This is a genomic window from Verrucomicrobium sp. GAS474, from assembly GCF_900105685.1.
Classification (GTDB): Bacteria; Verrucomicrobiota; Verrucomicrobiia; order Methylacidiphilales; family GAS474; genus GAS474.
In genome coordinates this window covers 419,998-438,982 of the sequence record NZ_LT629781.1, presented here as the reverse complement: position 1 = coordinate 438,982, position 18,985 = coordinate 419,998, and the positions used below count along the sequence as shown (strand labels likewise).

The 18,985-nt window shown below is 67.9% G+C and carries 18 protein-coding genes; 13 read left to right on the top strand and 5 right to left on the bottom strand.

From position 1 onward, the window contains the following. Positions 1-156 precede the first annotated feature (156 nt). Positions 157-1,638: a TonB-dependent receptor gene (locus BLU04_RS01910; RefSeq protein WP_197673000.1), complete on the bottom strand. Its 1,482-nt coding sequence runs from the start codon at positions 1,636-1,638 to the stop codon at positions 157-159. A 175-nt stretch (positions 1,639-1,813) separates the two neighbouring features. Between BLU04_RS01910 and pdxH the strand changes: the two genes are divergently transcribed. The 3 genes from pdxH to rfbA all read left to right on the top strand — a co-directional run bounded on the left by pdxH (position 1,814) and on the right by rfbA (position 4,604). Next, the gene (gene pdxH, locus BLU04_RS01905; RefSeq protein WP_231964889.1) at positions 1,814-2,503 is read left to right on the top strand and encodes a pyridoxamine 5'-phosphate oxidase; all 690 of its coding nucleotides are present in this window, start codon (positions 1,814-1,816) and stop codon (positions 2,501-2,503) included. Between the two features lie 68 nt (positions 2,504-2,571). Continuing rightward, positions 2,572-3,669: a dTDP-glucose 4,6-dehydratase gene (gene rfbB / locus BLU04_RS01900; protein ID WP_093281512.1), complete on the top strand. Its 1,098-nt coding sequence runs from the start codon at positions 2,572-2,574 to the stop codon at positions 3,667-3,669. A 26-nt stretch (positions 3,670-3,695) separates the two neighbouring features. Next, a complete protein-coding gene (gene rfbA / locus BLU04_RS01895; RefSeq protein ID WP_093281510.1) occupies positions 3,696-4,604 on the top strand; it encodes a glucose-1-phosphate thymidylyltransferase RfbA in 909 nt (302 codons plus the stop codon). A gap of 18 nt (positions 4,605-4,622) precedes the next feature. Here rfbA and BLU04_RS01890 read toward each other — a convergent pair whose 3' ends face one another. Then, the gene (locus tag BLU04_RS01890) at positions 4,623-5,360 is read right to left on the bottom strand and encodes an RsmE family RNA methyltransferase (protein ID WP_157895030.1); all 738 of its coding nucleotides are present in this window, start codon (positions 5,358-5,360) and stop codon (positions 4,623-4,625) included. A 105-nt stretch (positions 5,361-5,465) separates the two neighbouring features. Between BLU04_RS01890 and BLU04_RS01885 the strand changes: the two genes are divergently transcribed. From BLU04_RS01885 to BLU04_RS01875, 4 genes are read left to right on the top strand one after another with little or no spacing between them, the layout of a single operon-like run. Continuing rightward, the gene (locus BLU04_RS01885) at positions 5,466-6,542 is read left to right on the top strand and encodes a hypothetical protein (protein WP_093281504.1); all 1,077 of its coding nucleotides are present in this window, start codon (positions 5,466-5,468) and stop codon (positions 6,540-6,542) included. A 19-nt stretch (positions 6,543-6,561) separates the two neighbouring features. Beyond that, positions 6,562-6,738, top strand: a complete 177-nt coding sequence (locus BLU04_RS16765) for a hypothetical protein (protein ID WP_173862560.1) — start codon at positions 6,562-6,564, stop codon at positions 6,736-6,738. A 42-nt stretch (positions 6,739-6,780) separates the two neighbouring features. After that, complete coding sequence (gene deoC / locus BLU04_RS01880) at positions 6,781-7,446, top strand: deoxyribose-phosphate aldolase (RefSeq protein ID WP_093281502.1); 666 nt, start codon at positions 6,781-6,783, stop codon at positions 7,444-7,446. Between the two features lie 33 nt (positions 7,447-7,479). Then, positions 7,480-10,905, top strand: a complete 3,426-nt coding sequence (locus BLU04_RS01875) for a CPBP family intramembrane glutamic endopeptidase (RefSeq protein ID WP_093281499.1) — start codon at positions 7,480-7,482, stop codon at positions 10,903-10,905. 71 nt (positions 10,906-10,976) lie between these two features. On the opposite strand, the gene BLU04_RS01870 is transcribed toward BLU04_RS01875, so the two are convergent. Continuing rightward, the gene (locus BLU04_RS01870; protein WP_157895029.1) at positions 10,977-12,089 is read right to left on the bottom strand and encodes a carbohydrate kinase family protein; all 1,113 of its coding nucleotides are present in this window, start codon (positions 12,087-12,089) and stop codon (positions 10,977-10,979) included. Positions 12,090-12,235: 146 nt separating this feature from the next. Here BLU04_RS01870 and BLU04_RS01865 point away from each other — a divergent pair, with 146 nt between their 5' ends. The 4 genes from BLU04_RS01865 to BLU04_RS01850 are packed head-to-tail and all read left to right on the top strand — an operon-like array spanning position 12,236 to position 14,654. Then, positions 12,236-12,616, top strand: coding sequence for a DUF423 domain-containing protein (locus tag BLU04_RS01865; protein WP_093281494.1), 381 nt, complete (start codon positions 12,236-12,238; stop codon positions 12,614-12,616). A 19-nt stretch (positions 12,617-12,635) separates the two neighbouring features. Further along, positions 12,636-13,055 carry a secondary thiamine-phosphate synthase enzyme YjbQ gene (locus BLU04_RS01860; RefSeq protein WP_093281492.1) on the top strand — a complete coding sequence of 140 codons (420 nt, stop codon included), beginning with the start codon at positions 12,636-12,638 and terminating at the stop codon, positions 13,053-13,055. 42 nt (positions 13,056-13,097) lie between these two features. Beyond that, positions 13,098-14,099, top strand: coding sequence for a zinc-binding alcohol dehydrogenase family protein (locus BLU04_RS01855; RefSeq protein ID WP_093281490.1), 1,002 nt, complete (start codon positions 13,098-13,100; stop codon positions 14,097-14,099). A 39-nt stretch (positions 14,100-14,138) separates the two neighbouring features. After that, positions 14,139-14,654, top strand: a complete 516-nt coding sequence (locus BLU04_RS01850; RefSeq protein WP_157895028.1) for a hypothetical protein — start codon at positions 14,139-14,141, stop codon at positions 14,652-14,654. On the opposite strand, the gene BLU04_RS01845 is transcribed toward BLU04_RS01850, so the two are convergent. Continuing rightward, positions 14,651-15,040: a hypothetical protein gene (locus BLU04_RS01845; protein ID WP_093281485.1), complete on the bottom strand. Its 390-nt coding sequence runs from the start codon at positions 15,038-15,040 to the stop codon at positions 14,651-14,653. The two genes, BLU04_RS01850 and BLU04_RS01845, sit on opposite strands and share 4 nt — an antisense overlap. A gap of 156 nt (positions 15,041-15,196) precedes the next feature. On the opposite strand from BLU04_RS01845, the gene BLU04_RS01840 reads away from it, so the two are divergent. Together BLU04_RS01840 and BLU04_RS01835 are read left to right on the top strand one after the other, a co-directional pair. Beyond that, positions 15,197-16,135, top strand: coding sequence for a DMT family transporter (locus BLU04_RS01840; protein WP_093281483.1), 939 nt, complete (start codon positions 15,197-15,199; stop codon positions 16,133-16,135). A gap of 16 nt (positions 16,136-16,151) precedes the next feature. Then, complete coding sequence (locus BLU04_RS01835) at positions 16,152-17,624, top strand: PLP-dependent aminotransferase family protein (protein ID WP_093281481.1); 1,473 nt, start codon at positions 16,152-16,154, stop codon at positions 17,622-17,624. A gap of 7 nt (positions 17,625-17,631) precedes the next feature. Here BLU04_RS01835 and BLU04_RS01830 read toward each other — a convergent pair whose 3' ends face one another. Further along, positions 17,632-18,603 (bottom strand): retropepsin-like aspartic protease, encoded by a 972-nt coding sequence (locus BLU04_RS01830; protein WP_162274610.1) that lies wholly within the window; start codon positions 18,601-18,603, stop codon positions 17,632-17,634. Positions 18,604-18,985: the final 382 nt, after the last annotated feature.

The window sequence follows — 18,985 nt, the reverse complement described above, 5'->3', positions numbered from 1 at the left end:
GTCGCTACCGCGACGGCAGTCCCCGTCAGATGGGCCTGAACTGTTCGGAGCGACACCGCATTAGGTCGTCCACTAGAGCATGTCCGCTAGTTCCCCTGTCCGCTTGGGAGGAACCACGCGTCTTAGTGCTGGGGAATGTGGAAGCCCGCTTCTGCGCTACGGGCAATTCTTCGTCCCCTCCGGCACCATCGGAATCCCGTTGGCGCCGAGGATTCCCTCGCTGAACTGGGGGGCCGCGCCGGGGAGCCGCCAGCCGAAGTAGGCGTTCTCCTTGATCATCGCGGCGACCTGCGGGGTGACGTGGTCCTCCCACGTGACGTCGCCCTCGCGGATCTTCCGGGCGACCTCGTGGGAGGAGAAGAGCATGTCGGGGATGCGGTCGGTGCGGACTTCCTCCATGTAGCCGTTGTTCAGGAGGTGACGGTAGAGGTCGCGGACGGTCTCGGGGAGGACGATGTTCTCGATGCCGACGATCTCCCCGCTCCGCCCGACGCCGGGATAGACGTAGAGGCGGAGGAGGTTGCGGAAGAGCCGCCCGAAGGCCTCCAGCGTGCCGCCGGAGAGCTCGGCGTAATACTCCTCGTTGAAGAGCTCCCGCAGCAGCGGGATGCCGAGGACGATGCCGATCATCTCCTTCGTGTAGCGGTTGAGGAAGGCGCTCAGCTTGTAGAACTCGGCGTAGTTCGAGATCATCACCGTCTTGCCGAGCCCGGCGAGGATGTCGACCCGCTCGAGGAAGTCGTTGGGGTCGACCTGGCCCTGGTTGAGGAGGTTGTTCATCGTAATCTCGACGATCTCGATGACCTTCTTGTCCTTGTTCACCGGGTCGGAGCTGAACTGGTTGTGCGCCTTCTCGAGCATGTCGAGGTTGACCTTCGTGATCGGGCGGAAGTTGCCGCGCTCCAGGATGATCGCCTTCTTGTAGAGGATCTCCGAGGGCTGGAGGGCGTGGCCGTCCGGGCCGAAGATGGCGGCCTGGGAGAGGCCGAGCTTCACGAGGTGGAGGGAAAGGAGGCGGTTGTCGAGGCCGGCGAAGTCGGGTCCCTTCACCTTCAGCATGTCGATCTCGATCCGCTCCGAGGAGAGGCCGTCGAGGAGCGACTCGACGAGGGCGTAGGGCCCGCGCGAATACTGGAACGCGCCGTAGACCATGTTCACGCCGAGGATGCCGAGGGCCTCCTGCTGCTGGAGGTTCTCCTTGTCGAGCATCCGGACGTGGAGGATCAGCTCGTTCGGCGCGCTGCGCGGGGAGAGCTGGTAGCGGATGCCGAGCCAGCCGTGGCACTCGTCGCCGCCCTTGAAGCCCCGGGCGCGGACGGTGTCGGAGAAGGTGAAGAAGGTCGTCTCGGCGCCGCGCTTCTCGTTCAGGCGCTCGACGAGGAGGTCGAACTCGTGGTGGAGCATCTGCTCCAGCCGCTCCTGGCTGACGTAACGCTGGCAGGGGCCGTAGATGGCGTCGCTGAAGGTCATGTCGTAGGCCGACATGCTCTTCGCGATGGTTCCCGCCGCCGCGCCGACGCGGAAGAACCACCGCGCCACTTCCTGACCCGCGCCGATCTCGGCGAAGGTGCCGTATTTCCTGGGATCGAGGTTAACCTGAAGCGCTTTTTCGTGGGTCGTGAGGATGTCTCGGGCCATGGCCGGGGAGTGTGAAGGGATTCCCGCGAGGACGCAATAACAGGAGCGTGACAAACCGGCGACTAGGTAACATTGCGGAGGAGAAGGGGAATATGGGTTGTACGGGAAACCCGGAAGCGGTCGCTGCCTGATTTTCCCCCTCGCGCGGTCTCCATTCCGGGGTTAAATTGGTTCCATGGTGAATCCGATGCCGAACGACTCCAGCCCCGCCACGCTCAACGACATCGCCGTCAGTTCCCTCCGCCGCGATTATGTCCTCCGGGGCCTCGCCGAGGACGACCTCGACGCGAATCCGTTCCGCCAGTTCGCCCGCTGGTTCCAGGACGCCATCGACGCGAAGATCCAGGAGCCGAACGCCATGATCGTCTCGACCGTCTCCCCCGAGGGGCAGCCCCGGGGCCGGATCATGCTCCTGAAGGAATTCAACGAGCAGGGCTTCGTCTTCTTCACGAATTACCAGAGCGAGAAGGCCCGCCACCTGACGGCCAACCCCCGGGCGGGGCTCACCTTCAGCTGGCTCGACCTGGAGCGGCAGATCACCATCGAGGGCCGCGCGGAGAAGATCAGCCGCCCGGAGACCACCGCCTACTTCGAGAGCCGCCCCCTCGGCAGCCGGATCGGGGCGTGGGTCTCGAACCAGAGCGAGGTGATCCCGAGCCGGGAGGCGATCAACAACAAGCTGGCCGAGGTGAAGGCCCGCTTCGCCACCGGGGAAGTCCCCGTCCCCGACCACTGGGGCGGCTACCGCCTCGCCCCGGTCAGCATCGAGTTCTGGCAGGGGAGGACGAACCGGCTCCACGACCGCCTCCGCTACCGCCGCGATTCCCTCGGGAAGCCGTGGAAGGTCGAGCGGCTCGCCCCTTAACGGGAAAGGGGGCGTTCTTTTCCGACTCCCTCTTTACGGCGTGCTCCAATTCCTGTAAGGAACGCCCCATGTCTTTGAAGAATGCGCCTCGCCGCCTGCTGGTCACCGGCGGATGCGGCTTCATCGGTTCCAACTTCGTCCGGGAACGGCTCGCCGCAACCGGTTCCGGTGCCGACACCGACCTCCTGGTCAACCTTGACCTCCTCACCTATGCCGGGAACCGGGCGAACCTCGCCGACCTGGAGGGCGATCCCCGGCTCCAGTTCGTCCAGGGGGACATCGGGGACCGCGCCCTCGTCGCCGATCTCCTCGCCTGCCATCGGATCGACGCCGTCGTCCACTTCGCCGCGGAGTCCCACGTCGACCGCTCCATCGACGGCCCCGAGGCCTTCGTCCTCACCAACGCCGTCGGCACCTTCCGCCTCCTCGAATCGGCCCGGGCCTACTGGAACGGCCTTGCCCCCGAGGCGAAGGCGGCCTTCCGCTTCTTCCATGTCTCGACCGACGAGGTCTTCGGCTCCCTCGAGCCCGAGGATCCGCCCTTCCGCGAGACGACGCCCTACGCGCCGAACAGCCCCTACGCCGCCTCGAAGGCCGCCTCGGACCACTTCGTCCGCGCCGCCTTCCACACCTTCGGCCTGCCGACCCTCGTCTCCCACTGCACGAACAACTACGGCCCCTACCAGTTCCCCGAGAAGCTGATCCCCCTCATGATCCTCAACGCCCTCGACGGGAAGCCCCTCCCGGTCTACGGCGACGGGACGAACGTCCGGGACTGGCTCCACGTCGCCGACCATTGCCGCGCCATCGACCTCATCCTCTCGACCGGCGCGCCCGGCGAGGTCTACAACGTCGGCGGCCTGAACGAGGTGAAGAACCTCGACCTCGTCCGCCGCCTCGCCGCCACGCTCGACACCCTCCGTCCCCGGGCCGACGGGAAGCCCTACGCCGACCAGATCACCTTCGTGAAGGACCGCCCCGGCCACGACCGCCGCTACGCCATCGACTGCGCGAAGATCAAGGCCGCCCTCGGGTGGACGCCGCAGGAGACCTTCGAGACCGGCCTCGAAAAGACGATCGCCTGGTACCTCGAGAACCGCCCCTGGGCCGACGCCATCACCGAGACCCGCTACGCGCGGGAACGGCTCGGCGGCGTTTCGGTTTAGTAAATCTCCCCTCCTTCCATTACTATATGAGCGCCCCCCTCGCCGCCGCCCCCGCCCGCCGGGGCATCATCCTCGCCGGGGGTTCCGGCTCCCGGCTCTTCCCCCTCACGCTGCCGTTCTCGAAGCAGCTGATGCCGGTCTACGACAAGCCGATGATCTACTATCCCCTCTCGGTCCTCATGCTGGCCGGGATCCGGGAGATCCTCGTCATCACCACGCCGCACGACCGGCCCCTCTTCGAGCGGCTCCTCGGGGATGGCTCCTCCTACGGCATCGCGCTGAGCTACGCCACCCAGGACGAGCCCCGGGGCCTGGCCGACGCCTACCGGATCGGGGCCGACTTCGTCGGGACGAATCCCTCCTGCCTCATCCTCGGGGACAACCTCTTCTACGGCGCCTACCTCACCGACATGCTCGTCAACGTCTCGGCCCGGACGGCCGGGGCGACGATCTTCGGCTACCACGTCGTCGACCCCCGTTCCTACGGCGTCGTCGAGATCGACGGCACCGGGACGAAGGCGCTCTCCCTGGAGGAAAAGCCGGAGAAGCCCCGCTCCAACCTCGCCATCCCGGGCCTCTATTTCTACGACGGAAACGCCCCCGCCTACGCGCGGGAGATCACCCCCTCGCCGCGCGGGGAAATCGAGATCACCGACCTCAACCGCCGCTACCTCGCCGAGGGGACGCTCCACGTCGAAGTCCTGAGCCGCGGCACCGCCTGGCTCGACACGGGGACCCACGAGAACCTCATCGAGGCGGCCGACTACATCCGGGCCGTGCAGAACCGGCAGGGCCTGAAGGTCGCCTGTCTCGAGGAGATCGGCCTCTTCCGGGGCTGGATCGACCGGGAGACGATCGCGAAGAACGCGAAGGCGTACGGCAAGTCGTCCTACGGGGAATACCTGCGGATGATCGCGGCGGAAGGCGTGCGCTAAATACGCGGCGGGAGCGCCCTACTCCAGCTCGTACTTCAGGATGCCGAGGCTGTAGAGCGCGGCGGTCTCGGAGCGGAGGACCAGATTGCCGAGGGAGACCGGGAGGAAACCGTTCGCCCGGGCCTCGCCGATCTCGGCGGGGGTGAAATCGCCTTCCGGCCCGATCATGATCACGACGGTGTGGGGAGCCTTGCCGGAGGAGGCGGCGAGGGCCTCGCGGAGCGTTTCCTTCAGCGGACGGGCCTCGGGCTGGAGCGAGGCGATCAGCTTCAGCGGGGCCTTCTGCACCTCGGCGAAGAAATCGCGGGGCTTCCGCAGCGGGGCGATGGCGGGGAGCCAGTTCTGGCCGCTCTGCTTCGCCGCCTCGGTCACCGCGTCCTGCCATTTGGAGACCTTCTCCTGCGCCGCCTCGGCGTCCCCGGCGCGGGAGACGACGCGGTCCGACTGGAGCGGGGCGATCTCGGCGACGCCGAGCTCGGTCGCCTTCTGGAGGATGAGGTCCATCGCCCGGTTCTTCGGCACCGCCTGGGCGAGGACGATCTTCGCGGCGGGGGCGGGGCTCTTCGAGGAGGTCAGCTTCTTGAAGTGCCAGAGCTTCCCCTTTTCCTCGGTCAGCTTCACCTTCCATTCCTCGCCCCGCCCGTCGAAGGCGGTGACGAAATCGCCGGCCACGTGGCGCATCACGCGACCGCAGTGGTGGGACTCGGCTTCGTCGAGGTGTCCGGCTTCCAGGTCGGGGCAATAATAGCGGTCCATAAAGAGGGGGGGTTTTATAACTGAAAGGGGAAGGGGGGGCAAGGGCATCTCCGTGGGGCGTCCTTTACTTCATCCGAGGGGACCGCTACGCTCCCGATCCTTCTCATGAGAGTCCTTGTCACCGGAATGATTGCCGGGATGGCCGATGCGGCCTATCTCGAAAAAGTCGTCCAACTCGGCCGGCAGAACGGCCGGGAGATCCATGTCTTCGACGCCGTCCGGGAATTCACCAAGGCGGGGCGCAAGCCGATGGAGCGGCTCCTCGGCACCACCGATTACGTCTTCGAGCTGACCCGCGAGCGGGAGTACGAGAAGATCGGCTTCGAGATCGAGAAGAACAAGCTGAAGGACGTCATCATCCGCGCCCCCGCCACGGTCGAGTGGAACCGGATCAACCGGAAGTTCAAGGACCAGCGCGTCATCAAGGAATTCATCCGGCCCGACTGCATCGTCACCCTCATCGAGGCCGAGTGGGTGATCAAGCGCGAGATGGAGCGCGAGGAGACGGGCGACCTATTCCACAATCCCAATTCGTTCCTCACCGCCCTCAAGGCCCGCCACCACACCCTCTACGAGATCCTCTCCTGGATGAACGAGGAGGTCTCCCTCTCCGAGGACTGGGCGCGGAACATGGGGATCCCCCACTACGTCATCGCCGTCGGGGAGCCCCCCGATTGCCTTTATAAACTCGTGGTCCATCCGAAGCCGTGGGTCGTCTACGCGAGCTACTCGATGACCTACGCCACGCCGGACAAGCGGCAGGTGGTGAACGACGTCATCCGCCGCCTGCGGGACTACGCCGTCGTCATCGATCCCCAGACCGTCGAGATCAGCACCAGCCAGACGGCGCAGATCGACCGGGAGCTGATCTACTCCTACACCGTCCACCGGGACCTCCACTGGTATGTCGGCAAGGTCGACGCCGTCGTCGCGATCCATCCCTATCCCGAGCGGCCCCCGCTCTCCGCCGGGATGATGGACGAGCTGGGTCACGCGCGGGACTACATGAAGGCCCGGTACATGATCTTCCCGAAGGGGTTCTCCCCCTTCACCACCGATAGTTACATCGAGAAGGGCCACCTCTTCGAGAAACCCGAGGAATTCTTCGCCTACCTTGACAACGCCGAGAAGCGGCCGAAGTTTACCGACGACTTCCACCGTCAGGGCGAGATGGGGTTATAGCTCGAATAATCCAAGGCCTATGGAACCCCACCTCACCCAGACGATCGGCGTCACCCTCGGCGCGGTCATCGCCGTCGTCGCCTCGTGGGACCGGAACCGCTCTATCCTCTGGGCGATCCTCCACGGCTTTCTTTCGTGGTTTTACGTCATCTGGTTCGCCTGCACCCGAGATTACCAGGAAGAAGAGCGGAAGTAGTCGGCCGCGGGCGGGTCGAAGTTCTCTTTTAAAAACAACATCATGAAAACCGAAAACCTGAACGAACTGATCGACCACACGCTCCTCGCCTCGACGGCGACGCGCCACCAGATCACCCACCTCTGCGACGAGGCCCGGGAATACGGCTTCTTCTCGGTCTGCGTGAATCCCTACTGGATCGCCGACTGCCGGAAGCTCCTCGCCGGGTCGGCGGTGAAGGTCTGCACGGTCGTCGGGTTCCCCCTCGGCGCGACGCTCAGCCTCGCGAAGTTCGCCGAGGCCCGCGCGGCGATCGAGGCCGGGGCCGACGAGCTCGACATGGTCATCAACATCGGCGCGGCGAAGGAAGGCCATTGGGACTTCATCGAGCACGAGATCCACGAGATCGCCTCGATCGCCGGCGCGGCCCCCGGCCATGGCCGCCTCGTGAAGGTGATCCTCGAGACGGCGGCGTTGACGCCCGAGGAGATCGTCCTCGGCGCGAAGCGGGCCGAGGCGGCGGGGGCGCAGTACGTGAAGACCTCGACCGGCTTCGGTCCGGGCGGCGCGACGGTCGAGGCTGTCGCCGCAATGCGTGGGGCCGTCGGCTGCCACATCGGTGTCAAGGCGAGCGGCGGGATCAAGACCCGCGTCCAGGCCGAGGCGCTGATCGCCGCCGGGGCGACCCGCATCGGCTCCTCCGCGAGCGTTGCGCTGGTGACAGGGTAGCCGTTATGGGGTAAGGTCTCGGGACTTTACCCCATGACTCCCTCCCTTTTCCGTCGCCCCGCCGCCTGGATCGTCCTCGCGGCGCTTTCGTTCCTCTGCCTTGGATTCGCGGTCCGCTATTTCCCCGTCGCCTTCCCGATCCTGACGATCGACCTGCGGATGGACCGCGCCCAGGCGCTGAAGAAGGGAAAGGAACTCGCCCTCCGCTTCGGCCTCGCCCCCGCCGCGACGCGGGAGACGGCGGCCTTCGACAGCGACGACGAGGTGCAGAACTACGTCGAGTTGGAGGCCGGGGGCAAGGAGGCCTTCCGCGCCCTCATCGCCGGGGGGAAGTACGCCCCCTACCAGTGGATCGTCCGCCGCTACCATGAGGGGGAGGAAAACGAGGTCCGCCTCTACTTCACGCCCGACGGCACCCCCTACGGCTTCCATGAGAAGATTCCCGAGACGCGGCAGGGCGCGGCCCTCCCGGGCGACATCGCCCTCGCCCTCGCGAAGACGGCGGCGGCCCGGGACTGGAACGTCGACTTCTCCGTCTACGGCGAGCCCGAGGCCTCCCACGAGACCCGTCCCTCGGGCCGCGTCGACCACACCTTCGTCTTCGAGCGGCCGAAGGCCGACCAGATCGGCGAGGCCCGCTTCCGCCTCACCCTCATCGTCAGCGGCGACCGGCTGACCTGCGTCGAGCATTCCGTCGACGTCCCCGAGGCCTTCACGAAGCGGTACGAGCAGATGCGCTCGGCCAACGAGACGATCTCCTCCGCCGCCCGCTACGTCACCGTCCTCCTTTACGGCGTCGGCGGCTGCCTCTTCGGCGTCTTCATCCTGATGCGGAAACGGCGCGTCCTGTGGAAGGCCGGATTGGCGGCGGGCGCCTTCGTCTCGTTCCTCCAGGTCCTCGCGGCGTTGAACCAGATGCCGCTCCACTGGATGGGCTACGACACTGCGCTCTCCCGGACGAACTTCGTCTTCGCCGAGATCGTCCAGCCCCTCTTCGACTCCTTCTTCCTCGACGCCCTTCTCTTCGGCGCCTCCTACGTCGCGGCGGAGAGCCTCACCCGGCGCGCGTTCCCCCACCATCTCCAGTTCTGGAAGCTCTGGCGCGGCGACGTCGCCGCCTCGCCCGAGGTCCTGGGCCGGACCGTCGGCGGCTACCTCATCGTCGGCTGCGACCTCGCCTTCGTCGTCGTCTTCTACCTCGTCACCGGGAAATACCTCGGCTGGTGGAGCCCGGCGGAGACTCTCGTCGACCCGAACCTCCCCGCGAATTACCTCCCGTGGTTCAACCCCCTCGCCGAGGCCCTCCAGGCCGGGACGTGGGAGGAGTCGCTCTTCCGCGCCGTCCCCCTCGCCGGGGCGGCCCTGATCGGGACCTGGATCGCGGAGAAGCGTCCCGCCTCCCGCATTCCGTGGCGGACCCTCTGCATCGGGATCGCCTTCGTCGTCCAGATCGTCATCTTCGGCGCGGGCCACGCCTTCTATCCCGTCCAGCCCGCCTACGGGCGGATGGTCGAGCTGATCGTCCCGGCGGCCCTCTTCGGCTTCCTCTACCTCCGCTACGGCCTCCTCCCGGCGATGATCGCCCACTTCTTCTACGACGCGGTGATGATGTCGCTCGCGCTGATGACCTCGTCGCTCCCCGGCGTCTGGCTCGACCGGCTCTTCTTCGGCCTCCTCGTCTTCCTCCCGCTCTGGGTCGTCCTCCGCGCCCGCCGCCGCTACCCCCTCGGCCTCCTTGCCGCCGACGCCTGGAACAAGGCCTGGCATCCGCCCGACCACGCCTACCCGGTCCCCGTCCCCCGCACGGAGGAATTCAGCCACCCCCTCCGCCGCCGCATCGTCTCCCTCTGGCACGGCCTCGGCCTCGTCGGCCTCGCGCTCTGGGCCTTCTCCTCCCTCGGCGGCCTCCAGAACGTCGCCTCCCGCATCGAGGTGAAGCGGGACGGGGCCGAGCTGGCCGCCCGGGCCGAGCTCGTCCGCCGCGGCGTCGCGCTCGATCCGAAGGAAGGCTGGACCCTCGTCTCGACGGTCCGCGCGGGCAACGGCGACGCGGGTGACTTCGCCTGGCGCGCCGGGAAGCCCTCCGATTATCCGATCCTTGAAAACTACTTCCTCGATCCCCCCGCGTGGATCGTCCGCTTCGCCCGCTTCGCCGACCGCATCCCCGTCGCCGACCGCGTCGAGGAATACCGCCTCCGCGTCGCGCGCAAGGGCGAGGTCGTCGCCTTCGAGCACATCCTTCCCGAGGCCCGGCCCGGCGCGCGGCTGAACGAGGCCGAGGTCCGCGCCCGCGCGGCCGACGCCCTCCGCGCCCGCTACGGCGTCGATCCGACCCTCCTCCGCCCCCTCGTCGCCGACGCGAAGCGGCAGCCTGCCCGCACCGATTGGCGCCTCGTCTACGCGGAGCCCGACCTCCTCCGCTATCCGCTGAAGGAAGGGGAGGGCTGGTACGTCGTCCGCGTCGCCGGGACCGAGGTCCGCGATGTCCGGGGCGCGATCCACGTCCCCGACGCCTGGAGCCGGAAGGAGGAGGACCGCCGCTCCCCGCTCGCCGCGCTGGGCAAGATCCTCGGCGAGATGCTGCGGAACGGGATGGTCGTCGGCCTCGTCGTCGCGATGGTCGCCTGGAGCCAGGGCCGGGGCGGCTTCGTCCCCTCGGCGCTGGTCCGGTTCGGCGTCGGCGTCTTCGTCCTGAAGGCGGTCCTGCTGGCCGTCGAATGGCCCTCGATCCTCGCCGGGTTCTCGACCTCGGAGCCGGTCCGCAACCAGGCCTTCTCCGCAATCGGCGGGCAGCTGGTCCACATCTTCTTCGTCGCGCTCTCGATCGGCGTGGCGGCGGGGTACTTCGAGTCCCGCCATCCCCTCCCGCGCATCGACGGCGCGAAGCCCGAGCTGCGCCGGGCGATCCTCGCCGCCCTCGGCTTCGCCTGCGCGTGGGTCGGCCTCCGCGCCGTGACGGGCGGCATCGACAGCCGCCACCTCACCCCGCCGCTGGCCGATTACGGGCCGCTGGCCAGCTCCCTCCCGTGGTTCACCGCCGCGGCGGGGCGGCTGATCGATATCCTCTACACCGTCGCCGAGGTCTTCTGGATCCTGGCGCTGGCCGATTACGTCCGCTCCCTCGGCACCCGCTCCGACCGGGCGGCGCGGTGGAGCGGCCTGGGCGCGGGCCTGGTGATCGTCGTCGGGACGATGGCCTACCTCGGCTCGGGCGGGCTCGGGACGTTCCGGGAATGGGCCCTCACCGGGATTGCCTCGGGGCTTCTCCTGTGGCTCGCCTACGTCACCTTCCTCCGGCTTCACAGGGCGTGGTTGCCGTTCGCGTTCCTTCTCATCGGGGCCTTCGGCCTGCTGAAGCAGGGCTTCCTCTATGCGTGGCCGGGCGCGTGGGGGTGGTTCGCGGGCGTCCTTCTATTCGCCACGGTCGGCTGGCGGTGGTCGAAGCAGATGACGAAGTAGGATCGGCAAGGACGACAAAAAACGCCGCCTCCGTTTCCGGAGGCGGCGTTTTTTTTGACGCGTGCGAGCGCCTAGAGCGTCTGCAGGAACCGGACGAGCTGCTCGCGGTTCGGGCTTGTGGCGTGGCGGACGTAGAAGCCGCTGCTGGCGACGGCGAGCTGGATCGAGTGGGGGAGGGCGAGGCCCAGGAGCCGACCGATCACGAACCCGGCGTTGAAGTGGTCCCCGGCGCCGACGGTGGTCTTCGGCTTCGCGGTGTAGGGGCCGTCGAGGATCGCCTCGCCCTGGGCGTCGGCGGCGGCGGCGTACTTCGTCGGGTGGATGACGACGGTGTGGAGGACGAGCTTCTCGCGGATCGCGGCGGCGAGGGAGGCGGTCCCCTTCGGCGTCGCGGGGGCCTTCTTCAGGCGGAGGACGCGGGCGACCTGGTTGGCCTCCTCCTCATTGAGGCCGAGGATGACGTCGTGCTGTTCCTGGAACTCGGAGATGATCTTCAGCGCGGCGAGGAGGTCGGCGTCGATCCGCTTCGAGGGGTCGCCGAGGTCGAAGAAGACGAGCTTCCGGCCCGCGCCCTTCGCGGGAGCGTAGTCGGAGAGGAGGCGCTTCCAGATGGCGGAGAGGTGGGGGAGGGTCGTCCAGTTGACGATCCCGATGAAGTGGGCGTCGTTCCAGACCTTCTTGAACTTCGCCTCGGTGAGGCGCTTCTTGATGTTGTCCCAGCTGACTTCGTTGACGCTCTCGTTCTGGCCGAGGACGATCTTGCCGTCGGGGAACTCGAGGGTCCGGGTGAGGGCGGGGTTGGCGATGGAGTAGACCTTGGCCCGCTTGGCGAATTCGGCGAAGACGGGGTGGACCGCCGGGTAGCCGCACATGCCGATGTAGTGGACGGGGGCGCCGAGGGTGCTGAGGGCGAAGGCGGTCAGGGGGCCGTTGCCGCCCATGCGGACGGCCTGCTCGACGACCTCGACCGAGGCGCTCTTCCCGGCGGCGGCGGAGATCGCGGTGCCGAAGGGCTTGATCCCGGCGTAGGGGGTGAACTTGGTGGGGGATTGACGCTGCTCGACCGCGTGGTAGATCTCGTCGACGAAGCCGTCGAAGCCGAGAAGGCACTGGTATTTCAGCAGTTGGGCCCGAGAACCGATAAGGCGTTCCGCTGTCTGCCGCGCCACACGAGAATCTGTCATAAGGGCGGTTAGGCTAGCAGGCGGGCGGCCCCATTGCAAGCCGCCAACCGACATATCTCCCTTATATCTCCGCGATCCATCTCCGCGATCTCCGCTCCTTTTTACCGCATTCTCAAAGGGGCTGAACTATTCTAAGCTTCCTTCCCATGAAGTCTTGCACCCCCTCGCGCCGCCTTGCCGCGGCCTCCGTCCTCGGTTTTCTCGGCGTCGCCCTCGGCGCCTTTGGAGCCCACGCGCTTGCCCCGGCGCTGCTGGAGCGGGGGATGACCGAGGCGTGGAAGACGGCGGTCCTTTACCACCTCGTCCACGTCGCCGTCCTCCTCGCCCTCGTGCGGGAGGAGTCGGTTCCCGACCGGGTGCGGGGCTGCTTCGTCGTCGGCATCGTCCTCTTCAGCGGCTCCCTCTACGCCCTCGGCCTCGGCGCGCCGAGGGGGGCGGGGATCGTCACCCCGCTCGGCGGCCTCTGCTTCCTCGCCGGGTGGGTCGGCCTTTTCGTGACGGCGCTGCGCAACGGGAACAAAGAATAAATCGTCACCGCCTTCCGCCATGCCCGCCCTCACCGAATCGTTTGCCCTCCCCACGCAGGGGAAGGGGACTTATGACCTGACCGCGCAGGTCGCCCGGCTCGTCGCGAAGAGCGGCGTCAGGACCGGCCTCGCCACGGTCTTCCTCGCCCACACGAGCGCCAGCCTCGTCATCTACGAGAACGCCGACCCGACGGCGCGGGAAGATCTCCATCGCTTCTTCGAGCGCCTCGTCCCCGACTCGGGCAACGACTACCTCCACACCGACGAGGGCCCCGACGACACGACGAGCCACCTGCGGATGGCCCTGACGCGGACCTCCGAAGGGGTGCCGGTCGCGGGGGGGCGGCTCTGCCTCGGGACGTGGCAGGGGATTTTCCTCTTCGAGCACCGGTCGGCCCCCCACCGGCGGACGGTCTGGGTCTCCGTCGTCGGCGAATAGAAATATTGGGAAGCGGGCCGGTTTTATGCGACGGTACGAGGGATGAAAGCCCTGGCCTACCGCACCGCCCACGCCCTCGCCGATTTTGCCATCGAGGAGGTCGATCTCCCGCTCCCCGAACTCAAGGAAGGAGACGTCCTGGTCCGTGTCCGGGCGTTCTCGGTGAACCCGGTCGACACGAAGGTCCGCGCGAGCCGGAGCGCCGCCGAGGGCTCGCGCGGGGTCGTCCTCGGTTGGGACGGGGCCGGGGTGATCGAGAAGGTCGGGAGCGCCGTCGCCGGATTCAAACCGGGCGACGAGGTCTTCTACGCCGGGGCGCTGATGCGCGACGGCTCGAACGCCGAGTATCAGGCCGTCGATCACCGGATCGTCGCGCCGAAGCCCGCGAACCTTGGTTTCGCCGAGGCGGCGGCCCTTCCCCTCACTTCCCTCACGGCGTGGGAGGCGATGCTCGAAGGCGGGATCGAGTTCACCCCGCAGACGAAGGTCCTCGTCATCGGCGGGGCGGGCGGCGTCGGTTCCATGGCGATCCAGATCCTGAAGGCGGCGACCCCCGCGCGGGTCTTCGCCACCGCCTCGCGGCCGGAGACGATGGCCTGGTGCGAGCGGCTGGGGGCCGACCACATCCTGAATCATCACAACGACCTTTCCGACGAACTGGCCCGCTACGGCGTCGAGCCCGGGACCCTCGACGTCGTCTTCGGGACGACCCAGTCCCGGCGCTACCTGAAGGTCATCCCGGAGCTCCTCCGCCCCTTCGGCCATTTCTGCCTGATCGACGATCCGGAGACGCTCGACATCGTCGGGTTCAAGCGGAAGGCGATCCGCGTCCAGTGGGAGTACATGTTCTCGAAAACCTTCTTCGGCTACCGCCCCGAATCGCAGGGGACGATCCTGCGGGAGGTCGCCCGGCTGGTCGAGGCGGGGAGGCTGCGGACCACGGTGAACAAGGTCTTGAAGGGCCTCACGGCGGCGAATCTGCGGGAGGCCCACGCGCTGCTGGAGGCGGGCGAATCGGTGGGGAAGATCGTCGTTGAGGTGTAGATTGATTTCCGCCCCGTTCGGGGGCATAGTGACCCTCCCGTGATTTTCCGCCAAGACAACAGCATGACCTGGAGTCGCCTCCTCGACCTCCTCGGCGAGGCCCTCGATTCCGCGCCCGATTTCGCCCACACCGAGGACGATCTCACCGACATCCTCCTTTCGGCCGAGGGCGCGCTGGAGGAATTCGACGATGCCGCCGCCGAGGGGGTCCGCGCCGCCGTCCGCACCTACGCCCGGACCGGGGAATGGCCGGAGCTGACCGCCGAGGAACAGACCTGCCTCCGTTACCGCCTCTCCATCGCCGGCGATTACGCGGCCTTCGTCGCCGAGGCGTCGAAGAACCCGCTCCTCCACATCGGCCAGCCCGAGATGGAGGAGGAAGACCTCTTCGAGTGGGTCCTCTGCGCGATGTGGCGCGACTACGGTTTCCCGCTCCTCCGCGATCTCATCGAGTCATTCGCCCGCGGGCGCGAGGGGATCGGCGACGAGGACACCCCTCCCGGCGGCGAGGAAGGCGACGCCTTCGGCGAAGAGGACGAGGACGAGACGAACTAGGCGTCTTCCCTCGACCAGCCCGACCACTGCCGCACCCACTTCATGTAGAGCAGCGTCCCCCAGCTGACGCTGAGGAACATGAAGAGCACCTCGTAGCCGTAGAAGCAGTAGAGGAGCGCGGCGTCGATCCCCTTGAGGTTCCCCGTGGCGGAGAGGAGCGCCGGTCCGGCCAGGAGCGCCGGGAGGGAGAGCGGCAGGACGATTCCGAGGGCGAGCCAGCCGAGCGGGCGGCGGTCCCGGTTCGGATAGCGGGCGAGGAAGGTGACCCCGGCGAGGAGGAGGAGGAGCCAGCCGCCCCAGGCGAAGGTGATGCTGCAGATCAAGCCGAGTTTCCGCGCCAGTTCCGGGTCGACCTCGATTTGGGCGAGGATCAGGGAGGAGTTCATGCCCTCATCGTGCCCCGGCGCGCGTCTTTCCGGTAGCGACAGTCCCGGGGAAACCCGACCTATACAGTTTCCATCGGGGCTGCCGCGTACTGTGCAGATGGAAAAGAGGGGGAACTGTCCCTGTCTCCCGCCTCCGGCTTCCCCCACGATGGGAGGATGGCCTTTTCCCCCTCCCGGTCCGCCGCGCTCCTCACGGGCATTCCCGAGGGGGTGCTGGCCGTCGTCCTCTTCAGCCTCACCGTGCCGACGATGCGGATCGCCGTCCGGGAGCTCGATCCCGTCATCGTCGGGATCGGGCGGATGGCGTTGGCGGCGATCCCGGCGGCCCTCGTGCTGGCGGCGGTCGGCTCGCCCCGGCTGACGATGCGGCAGATCGGCTCCCTCCTGGCGGCGACGGCGTGCCTGGCGTTCGGCTTCTCGTGGTTCTCGGCGCGGGCGCTACGCGAGGTGTCGAGTTCCCATGCCGCCATCGTCATCGGCGTCATCCCGCTGGTGAACGCCCTGTGGGCCTCGCTGCGGAGCGGGCAGCGGCAGACGGGGCTTTTCTGGACGGCGGCCCTGGCCGGCAGCGCGATCGTGACGGGCTACGGGCTGGGCCGCTCCGGGGCGGGCCTCCACCTGGGGCGGGCCGACCTGCTCCTCCTCCTCGCGGCGCTCACCTGCGGGATCGGCTATGCCGAGGGGACCCGCCTGGGGCGGGAGATCGGGACCACGGCGCTGACGTGCTGGGTGCCGATCGCGGCCTTCCTGCCCGGCGTGGCGCTCTGCCTCGGGCGGCTGCCGGAGCATCCCGGCGCAGTCTCGACGGCGTGCTGGCTGGCGCTCCTTTACAATGTCCTCTTCAGTTCGCTCATCGGGATGCTCTTCTGGTATCGGGCGCTCGCGAAGGGAGGGATCGCCCGGATCGGGCAGATCCAGCTGGCCCAGCCCTTCGTGACGCTGGTCTTCTCGATCTTCCTGCTGGGGGAGCGGCCCCTCTCCGGCGATTGGCTGGCGGCGGGTGGGGTGGTCGCCTGCATCGCCGTCGCCCAGATCGGGGCGCGGAGGACGGCGGCGGGGGTGTCGCTGCCGGGGGAAGCCGTCGTCCCGGCGTAATCTGTATCGTCTTCCGATGAAAAAGGAGCATCCTGTGCAGGTGAACGGGAAAGAGAACGGAAAGGGCAACGGGCAGCCCCGCTACCTCGTCCTGGCCGACGAGGTCCAGACGATGATCGAGGCGGGGACCCTCCGTCCCGGCGATCGGATTCCCTCCATCCGCCACCTCAGTGAACGGTACCGCGTCAGCATCCCGACCGTCCTCCACGCCTACACTGTCCTGGAGGACCGCCGCCTCGTCGAGGCGCGGCCGAAGTCGGGCTTCTACGTCCGCGCCCGCCTCTCCTCGGGGACCGAGGTTCCCTCGTTCTCCCGCCGCATCCCCTCGCCGAAGACCCTCTCCCGCTTCGCCCCGCTGATGGCGCTGGTCGACGACGTCGCCAATCCCCGCCTCGTCCCGATGGGGGGCGCGAACCCGAGCCCGGCCCTGCTTCCCTCGGAGAAGCTCGCCCGGATCACCGGGGCGATCGCCCGGCGGCAGGCGCGCGCCGTCGTCCAATACGATCCGCCTCCCGGCTGCCCGGCGTTGCGGCGGGAGATCAGCCGCCGCTCGGTCGAGTGGGGGACCTACCTGCCGCCCGAGGACTTCCTCCTGACGAACGGGGCGACCGAGGCCCTCCACCTCGCGCTCCGCACCGTGGCGAAGCCGGGCGACACGGTCATGGTCGAGTCGCCGATCTATTACGGCATCCTCCATCTCCTCAGCCGCCTCGGCCTGCGGACCGTCGCCGTCCCCTCCAGCCCCCGGGAGGGGCTCCCGATCGGGGCGGTGCGGAAAGTCCTCGAACGGGAGAAGGTCGCCGCGCTGATCGTCATCCCCAATTTCAGCAACCCCCTCGGGAGCCTCATGCCCGAGGCGGCCCGGGCCGAGCTGGTCGCCCTCGCCGCGCAGCGGCAGATCCCGATCATCGAGGACGACATCTACGGCGACCTCTCCCATCGGGGGGAGCGGCCCGCCTGCCTGAAGTCGCTCGACGCCGACGGCGGCGTCCTCCTCTGCGGCTCCTTCTCGAAGACCCTCGCCCCCGGCTACCGCGCGGGTTACATCGCCGGGGGGCGCTGGCACCGGGAGATCCTCGAGGCGAAGGTGGCACTGACCTTCGGGGGCTCGCCGCTTCCCTCCCTGGCCATCGCCGAGTTCCTCCGCAACGGCGGCTACGACCACCACCTCCGCCGTCTCCGCGCCACCTTCCGGGAACAGATCCTGCGGATGCGCGAGGCGGTGGCGGCGGCCTTCCCCCGGGAGGCGAAGATCAGCGATCCGCAGGGCGGCTTCGTCCTCTGGATCGAGCTGGCGCGGCAGGTCGACTCGATGGTCCTCTTCGAGAAGGCGCGCGAGGCGGGGATCAGCATCGCCCCCGGCCACCTCTTCTCCCCGGCCGCCGAGTTCCGCAACTGCATCCGCCTCAGCTGCGGCCATCCCCGCACCCCGGCGATGGAGAAGGCCGTGGCGACCCTCGGCGAGCTGGCGAAGCGGATGTCGGGATGAAGGCTTCCTACTCTTCTTTCTCGGGCCGCGGGTGGAGGTAGAGGCGGTCGTTCCCCATGTCGAGGAGGGAGTAGAAGCGCCCGACGAGGTCGTAGCCGAGGAGGCCGTCGATCTGCTTTCCCCTCCGCCCGTCGGCGTCGGGCTTGTTCTCGAAGAGCTTCGCCGCGCCCGAGGTGATCGTGATCGGCGCGAAGGCGCGGGAGCCGAGCTCCATCGTCTTCGGCGTCACCCGCTGCTGGAGGACGGGGTTCCCGTCGATGCCGAGGCTGCGGCCCGTGCCGACGGTCTTCCCCGCGTCGAGGTGGAGCCGGGCGAAGTCGTCGCTGACGAGGGTGAAGGCGGCCCCCGAATCGAGGAGCATCCGGGCGGCCTGCCCGTCGAGCGTCAGCGGCAGGTAATAGCCCTCGCGGTAGGGGCGGAGCTTCACCGAGAGGAACTGCTCCGCGCGGCAGGCGGCGTCGAGGCGCCGGGCCGATTTCCCGTCGGGCCGGAAGAAGAAGAGCGCCGGGGCGTAGCCGAAGATGACGCGGTTCTTCTTCATCGTCTTCCAGCCGAGGAGCCCGTCGAATTTCACCGGGCTCATCTTCAGCGGGAAGGGGGCGTCGGAGATGAGGATCGGCTCCGAGGCGAGCTCGCTCCCGGCGATCTTGAAGCTGCGGAGGCTGGCGATCGCGGCCTTCGGGTCGGCGAGGCCGTTGATCCCCGAGATCGGGCCGAAAAGGCGGTTCGTCGGCACGTTGGCCCGCAGCGCCGCCTCCCGGGTCAGGATCGTCATCGGGGAGCCGGTGTCGATGCAGAGGGTGAGGGGGTGGCCGTTGATCTCGACCTTGATGAAGGCGGCGTTCGTGTGCGCGGCCCGGACGACCTCGGCCTCGGTGAAGCCCTCCCCGCTCAGGAGGTCGCGGAGCGAGGCTTCCGCCGGGGACGAGAGAAGCATCCCGAGGCAGAGGAGGGAAAACAGGCGCAGGCCGGTTTGCATGGCTTGATTGGAGCAGGTTTTGGGCTTGGGACCAATTCCCATTCAGGGCGTCTTGGTTTTGCTGGAACGGGGAGGGGGGAAAGGGGTCGCGGCGGAGGGGCAGCCCTTCGGGACGGGGTACATCTCCCTGTGCGGCTGGATGCCGGACGCGCGTTTAGAGATGCAAGATGGGGCTGCGCCCCTCCTGCACCTCCCCCTCTGATGGGCCGTGGTGTAGATAGGGCGCAATCAAGAGGCATATCTTCCATAAGCCCACTCTACTCCGCTGGATCTAACCTCCTTGAGGGCCGAGCCATGGGAAGGAGCATCCAAGGATACAGGCCTATCTCCTCGGTGCTGAACCCCTGAAGATATCTCTCCCATACGCTTCTCTCCCGATAGG